Raw genomic sequence first — 17,647 nt, forward strand, 5'->3', positions numbered from 1 at the left:
CAACCACAAGGGTTGTCCCTACAATAATCCTTTCATTTCAGCAACAGCTTGCTTCAGCCCAACCACCACCGAGCGGGCGATGATCGAAAAACCGATATTGAGCTCTTCGATCCCGGGAATGGCGGCAATCGGTTTGACGTTGTTATAATCGAGACCGTGACCGGCGTTGATCCGGAGCCCGATCAGCCTCGCCTGCTGGGTCGCCACGCCGATCCGCTCTAAGTCCCGAGGCGATCCGATCCGGGCGTATTTCCCGGTATGCAGTTCGATAAAATCAGCCATCAAGACCGCCGCCTCTTCCACCTGCTTCTTATCCGGCTCAATGAACAAGCTAACTAATATTCCAGCAGCTTGCAATTTTTGAATAATCTTCCTTATTTTGAAGTTTGAAGTTTGAGGTTTGAGGTTGAGTCCCCCCTCCGTAGTCAATTCCCGCCGTTTCTCTGGCACCAAGGTCACCATCTCCGGCTTGAGCTTGAGGGCGATCTTCTGCATCTCCGGCGTCGCCGCCATTTCGAGGTCGAGCCGGGTCGGCAATTCCCTTAAGCGGAAAACATCTTTGTCTTTGATGTGGCGGCGGTCTTCGCGCAGATGGCAGACTATCCCGTCAGCGCCGCCGGCGATCGCTTCAGCCGCCAGGGCGACCGGATCGGGAGTTGTTTCCTGTCGCGCCTCCCGCAAGGTGGCAATGTGGTCGATGTTTACGCCGAGTTTCATAATTGTTTGTGGATCAGGCAGACGGCGTACGCCTTCATTCCTTTCTTCGTCCCGGTAAAGCCGAGCTTTTCTTCCGTCTTCCCTTTGATATTGACCAGGTCGGGGGTAATGTCGAGGGCGGCGGCGATGACCCCTTTCATCGCTTCGATATAAGGGGCAAATTTCGGCTCTTCCGCCACGACCGTGGCGTCAATATTATTGATGAAAAAACCGCGGGCCCGGACCAGCTCGCGGACGAACTCCAGCAGTTTAACGCTCGGAATATTCTTGTAATTCTTGTCGCCGGGAGGAAAATGCCGGCCGATATCTCCCTCGCCGAGCGCCCCGATCAACGCGTCGATGACCGCGTGGAGGAGAACATCGCCATCGGACCAGCCGAGCAGGCCAAAGCCGTGCGGGATCTCTACCCCGCCAACGACCAGCGGGCGACCCTTGACCAACTTATGAACATCGTAACCAATACCTATTTTCATGGCCTTATTATACCGTAAATCTAATATCCCTTCAAAAAGTAGAGGACCGCGGAGACATATTCCCAAACGACAAAAGAAAGGTCCTCGTGCCTGGTCCACCAGCGTTGGGAATTGAATTGCCGGTCCGGGGCCGGCCAGACAAGGACCGAGATCCCCTCCGGCCGATAAAGTTTGCGGAAGACTCTGGCCGCCCGCCCGGAATGATAGCTCGACGTGACCAGGATGACCCTGCGGGCACCGCTCCCCTTGACCAGCGGCAGGGAATATTTAGCGTCTTCGATGGTCGAGCGTGACTCCCCCTGGGTGATGATCGCCGCCGCCGGCACGCCGAGAGCGATCGCCTGCTTCTTCATCCAGTCGGCATAGGTCAGCTGCCAGGCGAGCGGTCCGCCCGACATTAATATCAGTGGCGCGTAACCAGACTTATACAGCTTGACCCCCTCAGCCACTCGCTCCCCATTAGCGTCACCAGCCAGGACCAATATCAGGTCGGCTTTGGCCAAAGTGTCGCGGACGACCAAACGGTCAGCCATGTACTGTAGAAAATACGGGTGGACCAGGGCGAGCGCCAGGAAGGAAAAGAGGATTAACAGGAAACCTGCGACTAAACGTCGCGGTTTCCTGTTTTCGTGACTATTTTTCATCGCGGCAGGCGGAAGAGCGAACGGAGGATGAACTTAGGGTTTTTGGCCATCCCCATCAGTAGAGTGCCGATCGTCGGGTAGGTACGGGGATTGGAAGCGAGGCTCCAGATGACCGAAGAGTGGTTCTCGAAATCGCCGATCTGCTCGATCAGCCGGGCATTGTCCCGGACATATTCAAATAGTTTTTTCAGGATATCGTCACCCATATTTTCCAGGATATAACGGAGGAGAAGGCAAACCTTGATCTCCTGTTCGAACTCTTCGCTCCAGCGGGCGGTATATTGCGCCAGGTTACCTTCGCGGATCGAGTCGACCAGCAGTTCGGCCGACTTCATCCCGTAATAAATCCCGCCCGAGGTGATCGGCTTGACCTGGCAGGCGGCATCGCCGACCAGCGCCGCGTTCCCCCGGACCAGCTCACAGTTACCGATCGGGATCGCCCCGGCATTTTTTTCGATGATCTCCCCGGTCAGGCCGTTCTTCTCCATGTAATTGTTAAGTTCCTGGTAAGGATTGTTGCAGATCGTCCCGAGGCGGACGACCCCATCCCCTTCCGGGATCAGCCAGGTAAAGAGGGAAAAAGGTTTGATATAACTGACCGTGACCTGGTCTGTCCGCTCTGCTTCCATCTTGACCCGGTACTGGTAGCCGCGGTAGAGCTTCATGTCGGAAGTAAAACCGAGCGCCCGGCGCACCCGGGAGTTCGGGCCGTCGGCGCCGATCACCAGGTCGGCAAAATACTCGCCGTTGTTGGTTTTCAGGAGGTAGCCGTCCCTGATCTGGTGAATATCCTGAAGCTCGGTGCTAAACTCGATCTCGAGCTTCTGGCTCATTTCCTTATCAAAAGAGGCGCGATCGACGATCAGGGCGACCCCCGGCCGGCGGAGCTCAAAGCTGATCTCGTTAAAAGAGACTTTCGCCCCGTCAATTGTGTTGACGACCGACTTGCGGGAAACGGGGAGGCGCATCTCTTCGAAGATCCCCTTGCCGACGATCCCGGCGCAGGAGACCGGTTTGCCGACTTCAGGGTGCTCTTCGAGAATGACCGGGTTGTAACCGTAATGTTTGAGCAGTTGCGCGGTGTAGCAACCGACCGGCCCCGCTCCGACCACGATGATCTTGAGGTTCTTTTTCATCTCCGGAATAAATATTATAGCCTATTTGCGGCCGTGAGTAAACCCTGCTAAAATAAACCCGTGCGCCGCCTACTTTCACTATTGTCCTGTGCTCTGCTCATTAGCGGCTCCAGCTGGGCCTCGACCGGGATAATTTTTGACCAGGCCGGAAATTGCCTCCGGTTCACCGCGACGACCGAGGTTACCCTGGCCAAGTCACTAGATGGCGGCCAAACTTTTGGCCCGGCCCGGACCCTCTACCAACTCTCGCCAGAAGCCGGTGCCGCCAGCCTGAACCTGGGCCAGGACGGAGCCACGATCCTGACCTATCTCACCAGCGGTGACGCTTATTGTGCCGTGGCCCAAAATAATAGCGCCTGGTTCGCGCCGCCGGTCAAGATCTCGGTCGAAGCGGTCAGCGCGGCAACCATCACTACCGACCAATTCGGACGGGTCCACGGCTTAATCGTCACCCGGAACCACGGGAAGCGACTGCTCTACGCCAACCTCCCCCAGCTGGCTTCCCTGGAGGCAAGCTTCGAAGCAAAAGTGGTGACGGAAACAGGTGACGATATCATCAACCCGCTCCTGACCCTTTCCCCCTGGGGAATAGCCGTCGCCTGGCAGACCCATTATCTGGAGCGGCAGGAAACATTCCTGAAGATCTCGCTCGATGGCGGCCAAACTTTTGGCCGGACGAAAACGGTCGCTTTCGGCGGTGACCTGGCCGGGCTGGCCTTCCGCGGGGACAAATGGCTGTTGGTCAGCAACGGGCCAACACCGCTCTTTACTCCGCTCCCCGAACCACCGGTCAAGGCGGCCTTACCGCTCATTCTTTCCCCAACCAAAGACCAGGCGCTCAATACTCTGACCCCGGAGGTCGTTTTCGCGACGCACAGCCTCGACCCGGTCATCTGCCGGCTCGACCTTTCGGCCGACCGTTCTTTTCCCAAGAACAACACTTATAACTTTGAATTCATCACCCAGCCGACACCGGAAGCGGTTTACCGCCTCCCGGTCGATCTGATCGACAGCCCCTATTTCATCCGACTGGCGCTTTTTGACGGCTATACGACCGGCGCCTATTCTTCGCTGGAAAGTTTCCGCATTGACCGGTTGCCCCCCCGGATCACCCTCCTCGCCCCGACCGCCGAAAGCAGCGACAGTTTTGAAATAACCGTCAGCGGCCAGATCGACGGAACGGCCCGCTTGACCTTGAACGGCCAGATCATCACCACCGAAGCGGATGGCTCTTTCAAGACAGGGTTGACTCTCTCTCCAGGCAACAATCCACTCCTCCTGGTGGCGACCGACGAAGCACTTAACAGCAGCCAGTTGGCCAGGACCATCACCTTCTCCTCCGACCGCCCCCAGCTTAGCTTGCTGAAACCGAAAGCCGGTGACTGGTTCAAGCCCGGTTCCGCCTGCCTGATCGAACTTACGGTCAAAGACCTGCAGGGAGATATTGAAGATGAAAGCGAAGCGGAGCTCCGCTTTAACGGACAACTGCTGGAAGACAAACTAACTTATGACCAACAGGCGGGTAAACTCTCCGGCTTTATTACGCTCCCCCAGGAGCTGCTCGACGGCCAGAACCGGGCCAGCGTTAGCTTGCGCGACGCCGCCGGCAATACTGGCGAAAAAGAATGGCTGGTCAACCTCGACCATCTCCCGCCGGTCCTGACCCTCGTCTCCGGCGAGGCCGCTTATAGCCGGTCGCCCTGGATCATCACCCTCCCCCTGACTGATGAGGGAGCGGGGATAGATCCGCTGGGGACGATCGTCAGGTTGGCCGGAATTTCACTGGAGGTCAGCCCAAGCGGAGAAGTCTATGCCAAAACCTTCTTGCTCGACGGCAGTTATGAAGTGGAAGTCATGCCGCGCGATCGGATCGGCAACAACGGTCCGGCCCAGAAATATCCCCTGATCGTTGATACCCGCTCGCCCAGCCTGCGGATCGAAAGCAGTGAAGCCGTGGACGGCCAACCGTACATTTTACTGAAAGGGGAAGCGGAGGACGATCACCTCGGCCTGATCAGCATTTACAATAATGACCGGCTGGTCGATTCTTTCCAGCCGGACGACCGCCATTTTGTCCGCCAGACGCCGCTGGAGGGAGGGAACAATAGTTTCCGGATCGAAGCGGCCGACCGGGCCGGAAATACGACGGTCAGCAGTTTCACCATTCTCACCTCGGTCCAGGCGGCCGCGCTGGTCAATCGTGCCGGCTACGCCCCTAATCCGTTCTCACCCCGGTCAGACGGCGAGCTCGCTTTCACCTACAACCTCTCCGCCCCGGCCGAGTTGAAGTTTTACCTTTTTGACCTAAGCGGAGCGCTCGTCTGGAAAAAGGAGTTGTCTAACGCGACGGCCGGCGTTGTCCGCTGGAACGGGCGGGACCATTTTGGGGGAGTGGCACCGAACGGGGTCTATATATATTTACTGCAAGTATCGGCCAACGGGAGCACGGAGATAAAACGGGGCAAGGTGATAGTTCTCTAGTAAGCGCCGCTGCCGGTCAAGACGACCGGGACCGTCCGCAGCAGTATTTTGATGTCCAGCCAGAGCGACCAATTTTCGATGTAATAAATATCCAGCCGGACCATGTCGTCGAACGGCAGGAGCGACCGTCCGGAGACTTGCCAGGGGCCGGTTATCCCGGGGCGGACCCGCAGCCGCTTCAACTGCCAGGCATTATACTTGGCGACCTCGCGCGGCAGCGGCGGGCGCGGACCGACCAGGCTCATGTGCCCGAAAAAAACGTTCAGTAATTGCGGCAACTCGTCGATGCTGTAGCGGCGCATAAAACGGCCGAGCGGCGTGATCCGCGGATCATCTTTTATCTTAAAGAGGTGCCCCTCCGTTTCAGAGAGCCCGGCCAGTTCCGGCAATCGCTCTTCGGCATCCTTGGCCATCGAACGGAACTTGAACATCGGAAAATTCTGGCCGTCCAGACCAACCCGCGGTTGGGAAAAAAAGACCGGACCGGGCGAGGTCAGTTTGACCAGCACGGCAAAGGCCAGCAAGACCGGGGAGATCAGCAGGAGGCCCAGCGAGGAGGCGGCGAGATCGACCCCCCGTTTCAACAGCGCGTTGAAGCCCTTTAACCGTATCTCGGAAACGGTCAGGAGCGGGACGCCCGCCAGTTCATCGACGTCAACCCGGCTGGCGATCAGCTCGAGCAGGCCAGGGACGATCTTGAACTCGACCCCCAGGCGCTCACAGTCGGTGATGATATCGAGGATCTTCTCGGCAGGAAGCTGCGAGCTGGCGATCAGGACCTCTTCCACCTTCAACTCGCCGATCATTTGTTTTATCTGGCTGTTCAGTCCCGGTCTGGCCGGATCGTCATCGACAAAACCGGCCAACCGGTAACCGAGACCAGGGTCTTGTTCCATCTTACGGGCCAGCAATTGTCCCATCTCCCCAGCCCCGACGATCAAAGTATTTCTCAAGCCGACCCCTTTCAGCCGCATCGCCCTGGCCAGGGCAAAGCCGATCAGCCGGGTGCCGGTAAAGAGGACCAGCGCTATCCACCAGGCGTTGAAAACGACCAGGCGGGAGACCCAGAATTCACGGTTCAGGAAGAGGAGACCAAGCAGGAGGAGGCTGGCCAGGGTGACCCCGCCAAAAATATTGGCGACCTCGTCAACTAACGCCGTGAATTTTTTATTATCGTAGAAGCCGGTCAACTTGAAGATCGCCAGCCAGATCAAGGTAATGAACAGGAGAACGTTAAAATATTTTTCAATGACCGGCAGTGAGGCCGGGGTGACAAAAAGGAGTACCTTGAAACGCAAATAATAACCGAGCAGGAAAGAGAGCACGATCAGGACCGCGTCGCCCAGCGCTTTGAAGATCATTTGACCCGTTCCAGGGCCTTGAAGACTTCAATATTGTCCGGAAAGCGGCGGTTCATCTCGCCAAAGATCCGCCGGGCATTATCCAGCCGCCCGAGGCGCCGGTTCAGCTCCTCCACTTTCATGATCGGCCCGGGGAGCGTCGGGTTGACGCTGAAAGCTTTCTCGTACTGGACCAGGGCTGCGGCTGGTTTCCCCTGCCGCTCCAGCAAGAAACCTCTTGTCTCATAAGCCTCGGCATAGTAGGGATCGATCTTCAGGGCGATCTCGTTGTTCTGCCAGGCTCGCTGGAAATAAACCGGGCCATTCCGTTCACCCAGCGCCAGACAAAGCCGGGCCAGCATATAAAAATTATCGGCGTTATAGGGATCGATCTTGGTCCCGTATTCTAAGTACCTGGCAGCTTCAATGGTATTGCCCATATTTAGATTGGCGATCCCGAGATGAGAAACGGTCGTCCCCTCGAACGGTTGGATGGCCAGGGCTTTTTTCAATTCCTCCGCCGCCTGCGGCAAGGCTCTCATGTCGAGCATGGTCTTGCCCGCTTTAAAGTAAATGTCCGAGCGGAAAGAGAAAAAAGAGCAATAGACCAGCCCAACGCCGGCCAGGGCGACCAGGGAAACCCAGAGCCAGGGGATCTCGTCGACATTCAGTTTCTGCCGGGGTTCCGGGCTCGCCTCTTCACGGCCAACGACCATCACCACCCCCATCATCATCCAGAAAAGCGAAGTGATCGCGACCACGCCAAAACTGAACTGGTTCTGAATGAGATAAGCCAGGCTTCCCGCCATTAAGCCGGCCAACATCAACCGCTGGTTGTCGCTCGCCCCCCGGAGCTTGCTCCAACCGGTCCGAAAGACCAGGGCGATGATCCAGAAGTACAGGGCAAAACTGATCAGCCCCTTGGTCACCGGGACGTCGCAAGTCTCGTTATGGCAACGGTCCTGCTTGACATGGAAGGTCTCCTTGAAACGGAAGAGGTCGGTCTCATAACGCGGAAAGACCATCTTAAGGACCTCGGGCCCGACGCCAAAAAGCGGGTTATCGGCCATAATGCCAAAAGCGCTTTTCCAGGTCTCGCCGCGCGAACCGGCCGCCCCTTTCAGTTCCAGCTGGCTGGAACTTACCCCCGAGGCGGAGATCTCTTCCTTGGCCGAGATCTCCCCGGCGAAACGTTCAATGGGGGAATACTCCGTCCGGAGCATGGTAAAAGCCGTGATAGACACGATCACCACTCCCAGCAGCGCTAGCTCACGCCAATTCTTGAAGAGCCAGTGCCGGCCGGCCGCCAGGGCAAAAAGGACCGCCCCGGTCCCGAACCCCATATAGCCGCCGCGACTCTGGGTAAAATTAAGACAAATGAACATCGCCGCCAGGCAGATCACCCAAAGCACATCCTGGACCAGCGGATGGAGCTTATCGTAATTGAAGGCAAAAAGGACCGCCCCGGCCGTGACCAGCCCCCAGCCCAGGTACCAGACCAGGACATCCTGGGCGTCGAGGGTGTAGAGCATGACGATAAAAGTGACCTGGGAAAAGAAGAAATAACCGAGCGGCGCCAGCTGGCCGGTCCAGTCGATCTTTTTCGGGAATTGTTTCTCTTCCAGCAATAAGACCAGGCCGAGGAAGAAAGCCATCAGGACGTAGGCCGCCAGGAAGTTCGGCTGGCCGATCGTGCCGATGACCCGCTGCCAGGTGATCACCCCACCCCACATGTACGGGTCGATCTCCTGGCGCTGGATCACGCCATAAACCGACATCAGGGTGGCGGAAGAAACTACCGCGGTGAACAGCCGCTTGATCTGGGCCGAATTATGGACGAAATTCGTTACCAGCAAAAAGAGCAGGCCGAAAATATACCAGGTGGTCAAACCTTCGAAGCGCCCGTAAAAACCGGTCAAACTGATGTAGACCTGGACCGAGGTCAGGGCGGCGACCGTGGTCGTCAAGAGATAAGCAGCTATCGGCCAATCCAGGACGGTCCGGAAAAAACGATGTTCCCGGCGGACCAGCAGTTTGATCGCCCAGGCAGACATGGTCACGACCACAAAGACCCGGAGCCAGGCGATCTTGGCCCCGGAAAAAACGATGCCGAGCCGCCGGTCAAAAATGGTTGGGACCAGGAAGACGATCACCAGCAGGCAGACCTCGATCAGCGCGTCGAACGAGAAGAACTTATTATCGGCCGAACTTTTCTTCATATTTCTCCTTAACGAAAGCTGCCAGCTGGCGGCTGAAATGCCGTTTATCGAACTTCAGGGCGTGCGCCCGGACCCGCGACTTGTCGAACAACTTGAACTTAAACCTCTGCAGGGTCGAAACCAGCGCGGCCGGCGTCGGCTCGTCAAAGAAGAGCCCGGTCTCATCCTCGATGACCGTTTCCAGCGCCCCGCCGGCCCGGTAAGCGATGACCGGCCGGCCACAAGACATCGCCTCGACCGGCGTGATCCCAAAATCCTCTTCGCCGGGAAAGATCAGGGCCCGGCACTCCGCCATAAGTTTAGCGACTTCAAAATCCGACAACCTGCCCAGGAACTCGGTATTGCGCCCCGCCAGCCGCTGCAGACGCCCCTTATCGGGACCGTCACCGACTATTTTCAAGGGAAGGTCGAGCTCTTTGCAGGCCGCGACGGCGAGCTCGACCCTTTTATAGGCGTTCAACCGCGAGACCAGCAGGAAGTGGTCCCGCTCGATCCCCGCCGGCTGGAAGAAATCAGTTTCCACCGGCGGGTAAATTATAGCAGATTCACGACCGTAAATCTGCTTGATCCGGTCCGCCACCACCCGGGAAATGGCGATAAAATGATCGACCGAGGCGGAATTGCGCCGGTCCCATTGTTTGATCGGCTCCAGGAAAAACGGGAGAAGCTGCTTGATAAAGCCGGGGAACGGTTCGTTCCGGACATAATCATCATAGCGCCAGCCAAAACGCATCGGGGTGTAACAATAACAGACATGCAGCTGGCCCGGCTGCTTTCTCACCCCCTTGGCAAAGGCTGAACTCGAAGAGAGGATGACCTCATAGGCCGCCAGGTCGATCCCCTCAAAGGCCAGCGGATAGATCATAAAGTAGAGTTTGAACAGTTGATGGACAAAAGGGAGCCGCTGCATAAAAGTGGTCCTGATATCCATCCGCCGGAAAGGTTCCGGCAGACGGTCCGGGGCATAGATCGAAGTGTAGAGCGGCGCGTCCGGGTAAAGCTCGTGCAGGACGGCCACCACGCGTTCCGCTCCCCCGAACTGGCTTAAAAAATCATGGACCAACGCCAACTTCATTTTGGATAGTTCTTTAGCCTCGCCAGGTCAGCCGTCACCATCATCTTGACCAGTTCGGCAAACCTGACCTTCGGCTGCCAGCCGAACTTCTGTTGGGCTTTGGCGTAGTCGCCGCAGAGCAGATTGACCTCGGCCGGGCGGAAGAACTTGTCGTCCACCAGGAGATATTTGGCCGGGTCGAGGTCCAAAGTGCGGCAGGCCAGCTCGGCGAATTCCCGGACCGAGTGGGTCTCCCCCGTGGCGATCACGTAATCGTCCGGTTTGTCCTGCTGCAGCATCTGCCACATCGCCTCGACATAATCACCGGCAAACCCCCAATCGCGCTTCGCCTCCAGGTTACCCAGGCGCAGCTCCCGGTCCAGGCCTAGTTTTATTTTAGCCACTCCGTTACTGATCTTCCTGGTCACGAACTCAAAGCCGCGGCGCGGCGACTCATGATTGAATAAAATGCCGCTGGCGGCGAATAAGTTGTACGCCTCCCGATAGTTCCTGGTCAGGTCGAAACCGGCCACTTTGGAAATGCCATAGGGCGATCTGGGGTGGAAGTGGGTCTGTTCATTCTGGGGTGATTCATTGACCAGGCCGAACATCTCCGACGAGCCGGCAAAATAGAAGCGGCAAGCCGGGCAGCGCTCCTTCAAGGCGGAGAGGACATAATGCGTTCCATTTAGGTTAATGTTGATAGTGGAGAACTCATCTTCAAAAGAATAACTGACAAAGCTCTGCGCCGCCAGATGATAACACTCGTCCGGCATTATTTTTTCAACTGTCTTAAAAATGCTGGCGTAGTTCTCGAGGGAAGCCGAGTGCAGCTGCAACCGGTCATAGATGTGCCGCAAGCGCCACATGCGGTGCTCAATGTCCTCAAAAGCGACCCGGCGGACAATACCATGGACCTCATATCCTTTGGCCAGTAATAATTCCGAGAGATATGAGCCATCCTGACCGGTGATACCGGTGATCAACGCTTTCTTTTTCATCTCTTTGCTCCCCCCCTGTCTAAATGATAACCTTTCTCCAGCATGAGATCAAAACTCCGCCGCGCCTGGTCGCAGAGCCTCCGGCAGTGGAGTTCGAGCTCCAGTCTCCGGTCGAGCGGCCGCAGCAGGAGTTCGGCCAGACGGTCGGGGAATTCCGCCCCGGCGCTGACCTCAACGCACGGTTGCTCAACCAACCGGGCGAAGGAGCTGACTTTCGGATCATACGACAAAGCGAGACAATTAACCTTGGCTAGCGTGGCAAAGATCACGGCGTGCAGCCGCATCGCCACGACCAGGTCAAAATGCGGGAACATGGCGAGCATCTCTTCCGGCCGGCAGAGGCGGTAAATGACGTGATAGGGAACGGTCAGGCGGTCGATAACCTTGCGGGCCATCCCCATATCCTCGGGACACTGGAAAAGCAGAAAAACCGGCTGGCGGCGCGGTGATCTGTTCAGTTCCGCCGCGATCTCTTGGGCCAGCCTGTTTTCCAGCTCTGATTGGCCTTTCAACCCGCGCAGGGCGAGCCCGACCAGTGGCACGCCGGCCGGCACCCCTTCCAGTGCCAGGACCTTCCGGCCTTCGACCAGCGGCGGCACAGTGTCGAGCAGGGTCGGATCGGCAGTCACGACGATCTCCGGGCGGCCCACCCCCAGCCGTTCCAACTCCTGGCGCGACTCGTCATCGCGCAAGGTGATCAGGTCAACCCGGTTCAGGACCACTCTGGCCAGGAGACGGTTGAGCCGTCCGCGCAGCGGGCCAAAACCCTGGGCCAGGATAACGACCCGGCGGCCCAGCCGCTTGGCTAACCAAACCAGGCCAAGATAATAAAGGAAACTGCGCCGGCTGGTCGCGTCCTGAAAAAGGGTCCCCCCCCCGCTGACAAAAATATCCGCCTGGCGAAGCTCCCGGATGATCCGGAACAAAGAGTAACGCGGTATCGCCCTGACCCGGTTCAACTCGGCCGTCAGTTGGGGCGCGGCGGAGAGGACACAGATCTCGGCGTCAGGGACGCGGCTGGTCAATTCATTAAGGATCGCCTGGAGGACCGCTTCGTCGCCGACATTGCCAAAACCATAATAGCCGGATAGAACTATTCTCACGAATGCTCACCCGAGTCAGCCACAAAACGGCTGGCGATGAACCAGGCCACCCAGCCGACGATCAGGCCAAGGACCAAACCGTTAAAGGTCCGGACAAGGGAGATCATGAGCGGCGTATGGATATGGGAGAAAGTATTGAAGACCGAGATCGGCGCGATCACCCCGACCGCCGCCAACAGCCAGAGCCATTGCGGCTTGCCGCGAAGAACAAAAAAGGCGGCCAGCATCAGGGCGGGATAACCGATCAGGAATTCTTTGGTCCGGGGACGGACGAAAAGGAGGATTTCCAATAAGTTCCGGAAGCTTTTTTCGACCGCCGGGACCGGCAGGCTGAAGTTCCCCGAACGGGCGACCAGCACGGCCAGCGCCCCCAGACCGACCACCCCCAAACCGACGGCTAGTAAACTGACCTTGGTCCGGAGCAATTCGGTCAGGCGTTGCCGAATATCCCCCTCACCTGTCTTCAGAATAAAATAGGCCAAGACGACCGCGACCGGCAAGATCAATGCCGCCTTGACCGCCGGGAAGACCTCGACCCCGCTCATAAAACGGAAGTCGGCCAGCAGGCCGACCATCAGAAAAATGCCGACAGCCGTTTCCGCCAGGACATTCAGGATCGAAAAAGCGCCCTGCAGGAAACCGGGGCCGAACTTCTTGATCGGCCGGCCGAAGGTGGCGATCACCGCGTAAGACGGGAAGATCGTCGCCGCCGCGAAGGCCAGCCCTTTTTGTAGGAGTAGACCATACCCGGAGGTCACTCCGAGAAATATTCCTTCGATCAGGAGCAGGCAAAGAAGATAAAGCAACCAGATCGGCAAAGTGACAAAAAGGTCGAGGAGAAAAACCGCCCCGATCACCACGCCGCCACCAAGGACCAGGATCTCCCACTGGTTCAGGCTAAGCCGGTCCGTCCGCCCCACCGGGCCAAGCTGAAAGCCGGCTGCTTCCAGGCGCGTCTTTAATTCGCCGAAGTACTTCAAGTTGTAAGCGACCGGATAAGCCTCGATCTGCGGCGGGAGAAAAGGACGGAGATAGATCAAGCGGACGCCGCGTTCCCGGGCGGCCCGGACAAAACGGTCAAGCGCCTCTTCCTTGTCCAGCTTGATCAGCTCATCTTTGGGAACGCTATGGACGCGCACCGCCTCTTCCCCCATCAGTTTCTTTAACTGGCTGTCGCCATCCTGCTTGACGATCTCAATGTAGCCGTATTTAAGCTTGAATTTTTTCAGCGCTTCAGCCAGCGCCGGGATGGCGTCCGGAGAGCCGAGTATCTCCTCACCGTCAAAAATGACCAGGCCGTAAGCTTTAAGCGCTTCGATCTTCCCTTCGATGTTGCCAAGATGGTAACGCGGATCGTTCCAGACCCGCGGCACGATGAGGAAACCCTTCCCCTCCAGGTACTTGCGCTGTGACTCGGAGATCCCCAGGCCAAGCACCCGCAGTTCTTCTTCCAGTTCGTCAACCTCGAGGATTTCTTTACCGAGGAACTTGAGCGGCCGCTCACCGAGCGCCAGCTTCAGCTGATTGTAGACCCGCTTCCGCACCTGGCTGTCCGGGGCATAGATGTAGACACGGTCGGGCTTAACCTTCCCCTGGAGCGACTTGAAACGGATGATCCCCGTCCCTTTGGCGTAATAAAGTTCACCGGCGGCATTGGCATCGGGCAAGGTCTGTTCAAAAAGCCCGATATCGGTAATGCCGAGCTTTTTGATCTCCAGCAGGACGCTGTCGAGCGACTTCTTCTCATAGGCGGCCATTCGCTTGATATCGTTCAGGTCCATCACCAGTTCGACTGACTTCCCGCCCCGTTCCGCGAGGAAACGGCTAACCCCGAGGAAAGCGCCCAAAAGGACCGCGGCACTTAGCAACAGAACAAGAAAACCCCGGCCAATCTTATCGATCATCCCTTTTCACTCCTCTCAATGAAGCTTCGATAAAAGCGTCCAGATCGCCGTCGATTACCCGTTGGACATCGCCCACTTCCACGCCGGTCCGGTGGTCCTTGACCATGGTATAAGGCTGAAAAACATAAGAACGGATCTGGTTCCCCCACTCGATCTTTTTCTTTTCGCCCCGCAGTTCGTCGATCTTCTCTTTCTGCTGGGCCAGCATCATTTCGTATAGTTTGGCCTTCAGGAGGCGGAGGGCGATGTCGCGGTTAACAAGTTGAGAGCGGTCAGATTGGCTCTGGGTAACAAGCCCGGTCGGCAGATGGGTGATCCGGATGGCTGAACTGACTTTGTTAACATTTTGTCCCCCCGGACCGGACGCCCGGTAGGTATCCACCCGCAAATCGTTTGGATTGATCTCGACTTTAAGGTCGTCTTCGATCTCCGGTATGACCTCGACCGAAGTAAAAGAAGTATGTCTTTTCCCTTCCGAGGAAAAAGGAGATATCCTGACCAGGCGATGGACACCTGATTCCGCTTTCAAGTAACCATAGGCGTAAGGGCCGGTCACGACCAGGGTGACGTTCTTGAGTCCCGCTCCGTCGCCGTAGGAGATATCGGGCATTTCCACGCCGTAGCCTTTGGTCTCGCACCAACGGGTATACATCCGCAGGAGAATTTGCGCCCAGTCCTGCGCGTCATCCCCGCCCGCCCCGGCATTGATCGCTAAAATAGCGTTATTGCTGTCGTACTGGCCAGAGAGCAAAGTCGCCAGCTCGAGCTCTGCGGCTTTCTTTTCCAGAGCATGTAATTCGGCAGCCAGATCATTAAGATCAGCTTCCCCAGCCAGCGAAACCAGCGTCTTGAGGTCATCTAACCCGGCGCGCAGGGTAGCGAAACTGTTCAGCTCTTTCTCAATAGCTTTCTTTTCTTGGAGCAAACCTTTGGCCCGGGCCTGGTTCTCCCAGAGCTTCGGATCGGCGGTAGCCGCCTCGATCTCGGCCAATCGTTTTTGTTTCGCTTCGATCGCCACTGTTTTTTCAATCTCCCGGCTCTTCTCGGCCAGACGGCCCAGCTTATCTTTTAATTCTTCAGGCAGCATTTCTTATATTTCTTGCCGGAGCCGCAGGGACACGGGTCGTTCCGGCCGACCTTCTCGGCAACCCGGGTCGGCGCGCGTCCCCCCTCTTTCGGCGGAGCTCCGTAGCTGACGTTCCGGCGCTTCGGCGCCGCTTCTTCTTGCCCGCTGATCTGGACTTTTAAGATCATGCCGATGACCTGCTCGCGCACGCCGCGCATCATCTCCCCGAACATGCCGTACCCTTCCATCTTGTATTCGATCAGCGGGTCCTTGCCACCCCAGCCGCGCAAACCTATCCCCTCGCGCAACACATCCATATTGTGCAATTGCTCGATCCAGGCGGCATCGATCACCCGCAAGAGGACCAGCCGCTCCACCTGGCGCATGTTGTCCGGCCCGATAGCCGTTTCCCGGTCGGCGTAAGCCTGCTGGAGCATAGCCAGCAAAGCGTCTTTGATCTCCTCCCGTTTCCCCCGCTCTTTGAGCTTGTCGAGGCCGATCACCGGAATAACCTCGTTGACCGCCTTGAAGAGCCCGTCCCAATCCCATTCTTCCGGACTGATCTTTTCCGGCAGGAAATCGTTTTGCCATTCGCCGGCCGTCTGGCCCATCATTTCCAGCACCTTCGCCCGCAACTCTTTCCCTTCCAGGATGCGGCGGCGGAGGGCGTAGATCGTCTCGCGCTGTTTGTTCATGACGTCGTCAAACTCGAGGACCTGCTTGCGAATGCCGAAATGGTATTGCTCAACCTTCTTCTGGGCGTTCTCGATCGCCCGGGAGATCAAGCCATGTTCGATCGGCACATCTTCTTCGATCCCGAGCCGCTCCATCATCCCGGAAACCCGGTTGGAGCCGAAAAGTTTCATCAATTCATCCTCGAGCGAAACGTAGAAGCGGGTCGACCCGGCGTCACCCTGCCGGCCGGCCCGGCCGCGCAATTGGTTGTCGATCCGCCGGCTTTCGTGCCGCTCGGTGCCAATGACGTGCAAGCCGCCCAGCGCCGGTACCCCTTCGCCCAGAACGATATCGGTCCCGCGGCCCGCCATGTTGGTCGAGATGGTGACCGCCCCCGGCTGGCCCGCCCGGGAGATGATCTCCGCCTCGCGTTCGTGGTGCTTAGCATTAAGGACGTGGTGCGGCACACCCCGCCGCTGCAGCATTTCGGCGACCAGTTCGGAATTCTCGATCGAGATCGTCCCAACCAGGACCGGCCGCCCTTTTTTGTGCCACTCGGCGATCTCGCCTACCACCGCGCGGAATTTGGCCCGCTTGTTCTTATAGACCAGGTCGGAATGGTCGGTCCGGACCATCGGATGGTGGGTCGGGACCTCCAGCACTTCCAGTTTGTAGATCTTCCAAAACTCCCCTTCTTCGGTCTTGGCGGTACCGGTCATGCCGGACAGTTTCTTGAAGAGCCGGAAATAGTTCTGGAAAGTGATCGTGGCCAGGGTCTGCGACTCCTGCTGGACCTCGACCCCTTCCTTGGCCTCGATCGCCTGGTGGAGTCCGTCGGAATAACGCCGACCGACCATCAGGCGGCCGGTGAATTCGTCGACAATGATAACCTCGCCGTCCTTGACGACATAATCGATGTTCTTCTGGAAGAGATGCCAGGCGCGCAGCGAGGAGAGGATCTGGTGGGCCAGCTCGATATGCCCGATGTCGAAGAGGTAATCGAGGTTAAGCATTTTCTCGACCTTGCGCGTGCCATGTTCGGTCAGCACGGCATTCTTGGTCTTTTCGTCGGTCGTGAAATCGGTGCTCCGGTGCAGTTTTTTGACCACGTCGTTGGCCTTGAGATAATTGGTCACGCTGTCTTCAACCATGCCGGAGATGATCAGCGGGGTGCGGGCCTCATCGATCAGGATGCTGTCAACCTCGTCAACGATGGCGTAATGGAGGTCGCGCTGGACACAGTCCGAAAGCGAGAGGGCCATGTTATCGCGCAGATGGTCGAAACCAAACTCGTTGTTGGTGCCGTAGGTGACATCACAGGCATAGGCCAGCTTGCGCTCCGGCGGCTCCATGTCGTGCTGGACACAACCGACGGTCAAGCCGAGCGCCCTGTAGATCGGCCCCATCCATTCCATGTCGCGATGGGCCAGGTAATCGTTGACCGTGACGACGTGCGTCCCCTTCCCCTCCAGGGCGTTGAGATAAATGGGGAGAGTGGCGACCAGGGTTTTTCCTTCACCGGTCTTCATTTCGGCGATCTTCCCCTGGTGGAGGACGATCCCGCCGATCAGCTGGACATCGAAGTGGCGCAGGCCGGTGGTCCGGCAGGAAGCTTCGCGCACCGCGGCAAAAGCGGCGGGGAGGAGGTCATCGAATGTTTTTCCAGCGGCTAGCTCCCGGCGGAACTCCGCGGTCTTGGCACGCAGTTCTTCGTCGGACAGTTTTTTCAGTTCGGGTTCGAAAGAGTTGATCTGGTCGACCAGCGGCTGGAGCGAACTTAATTTTCGCTCAGCGCCAGCGTTAAATAACTTGGTGAGCCATGGCAGCATGCGAG

General features: G+C 57.6%; 13 protein-coding genes. 1 reads left to right on the forward strand and 12 read right to left on the reverse strand.

Features of this window, described 5'->3' with window-relative positions; all coding sequences use genetic code 11:
* Positions 1–18: 18 nt before the first annotated feature.
* The 4 genes from WC903_01915 to WC903_01930 are packed head-to-tail and all read right to left on the reverse strand — an operon-like array spanning position 19 to position 2,970.
* Complete coding sequence (locus tag WC903_01915) at positions 19–720, reverse strand: pyridoxine 5'-phosphate synthase (protein ID MFA5892712.1); 702 nt, start codon at positions 718–720, stop codon at positions 19–21.
* Positions 714–1,190, reverse strand: a complete 477-nt coding sequence (gene ispF, locus WC903_01920; GenBank protein ID MFA5892713.1) for a 2-C-methyl-D-erythritol 2,4-cyclodiphosphate synthase — start codon at positions 1,188–1,190, stop codon at positions 714–716. The genes WC903_01915 and ispF overlap by 7 nt, the downstream gene beginning before the upstream one ends.
* 20 nt (positions 1,191–1,210) lie before the next feature.
* Positions 1,211–1,834, reverse strand: a complete 624-nt coding sequence (locus WC903_01925; protein ID MFA5892714.1) for a YdcF family protein — start codon at positions 1,832–1,834, stop codon at positions 1,211–1,213.
* On the reverse strand, positions 1,831–2,970 hold the full coding sequence (locus tag WC903_01930; protein MFA5892715.1) for an NAD(P)/FAD-dependent oxidoreductase: 1,140 nt from the start codon (positions 2,968–2,970) through the stop codon (positions 1,831–1,833). Before WC903_01930 ends, WC903_01925 begins: the two co-directional genes overlap by 4 nt.
* 60 nt (positions 2,971–3,030) lie before the next feature.
* Between WC903_01930 and WC903_01935 the strand changes: the two genes are divergently transcribed.
* A complete protein-coding gene (locus tag WC903_01935) occupies positions 3,031–5,451 on the forward strand; it encodes a hypothetical protein (protein ID MFA5892716.1) in 2,421 nt (806 codons plus the stop codon).
* Here the strand turns inward: WC903_01935 and WC903_01940 are convergent.
* Genes WC903_01940 through secA form a run of 8 tightly spaced genes read right to left on the reverse strand, consistent with a single transcriptional unit; the run spans position 5,448 to position 17,642 of the window.
* A complete protein-coding gene (locus WC903_01940) occupies positions 5,448–6,812 on the reverse strand; it encodes a sugar transferase (GenBank protein MFA5892717.1) in 1,365 nt (454 codons plus the stop codon). The two genes, WC903_01935 and WC903_01940, sit on opposite strands and share 4 nt — an antisense overlap.
* Positions 6,809–9,010 carry an O-antigen ligase family protein gene (locus WC903_01945; protein MFA5892718.1) on the reverse strand — a complete coding sequence of 734 codons (2,202 nt, stop codon included), beginning with the start codon at positions 9,008–9,010 and terminating at the stop codon, positions 6,809–6,811. The genes WC903_01940 and WC903_01945 overlap by 4 nt, the downstream gene beginning before the upstream one ends.
* Positions 8,988–10,085, reverse strand: a complete 1,098-nt coding sequence (locus tag WC903_01950) for a glycosyltransferase (GenBank protein ID MFA5892719.1) — start codon at positions 10,083–10,085, stop codon at positions 8,988–8,990. The genes WC903_01945 and WC903_01950 overlap by 23 nt, the downstream gene beginning before the upstream one ends.
* Positions 10,082–11,065, reverse strand: a complete 984-nt coding sequence (locus WC903_01955; GenBank protein MFA5892720.1) for a GDP-mannose 4,6-dehydratase — start codon at positions 11,063–11,065, stop codon at positions 10,082–10,084. Before WC903_01955 ends, WC903_01950 begins: the two co-directional genes overlap by 4 nt.
* On the reverse strand, positions 11,062–12,168 hold the full coding sequence (gene csaB / locus WC903_01960; GenBank protein MFA5892721.1) for a polysaccharide pyruvyl transferase CsaB: 1,107 nt from the start codon (positions 12,166–12,168) through the stop codon (positions 11,062–11,064). Before csaB ends, WC903_01955 begins: the two co-directional genes overlap by 4 nt.
* A complete protein-coding gene (locus WC903_01965) occupies positions 12,165–14,072 on the reverse strand; it encodes a DUF5693 family protein (protein MFA5892722.1) in 1,908 nt (635 codons plus the stop codon). The genes csaB and WC903_01965 overlap by 4 nt, the downstream gene beginning before the upstream one ends.
* Positions 14,062–15,159 carry a peptide chain release factor 2 gene (gene prfB / locus WC903_01970; GenBank protein ID MFA5892723.1) on the reverse strand — a complete coding sequence of 366 codons (1,098 nt, stop codon included), beginning with the start codon at positions 15,157–15,159 and terminating at the stop codon, positions 14,062–14,064. Before prfB ends, WC903_01965 begins: the two co-directional genes overlap by 11 nt.
* Positions 15,141–17,642 carry a preprotein translocase subunit SecA gene (gene secA, locus WC903_01975; GenBank protein ID MFA5892724.1) on the reverse strand — a complete coding sequence of 834 codons (2,502 nt, stop codon included), beginning with the start codon at positions 17,640–17,642 and terminating at the stop codon, positions 15,141–15,143. The genes prfB and secA overlap by 19 nt, the downstream gene beginning before the upstream one ends.
* Positions 17,643–17,647: the final 5 nt, after the last annotated feature.

It is taken from the genome of Candidatus Margulisiibacteriota bacterium (genome assembly GCA_041658645.1).
GTDB lineage: Bacteria > Margulisbacteria > WOR-1 > O2-12-FULL-45-9 > XYB2-FULL-48-7 > JBAZZV01.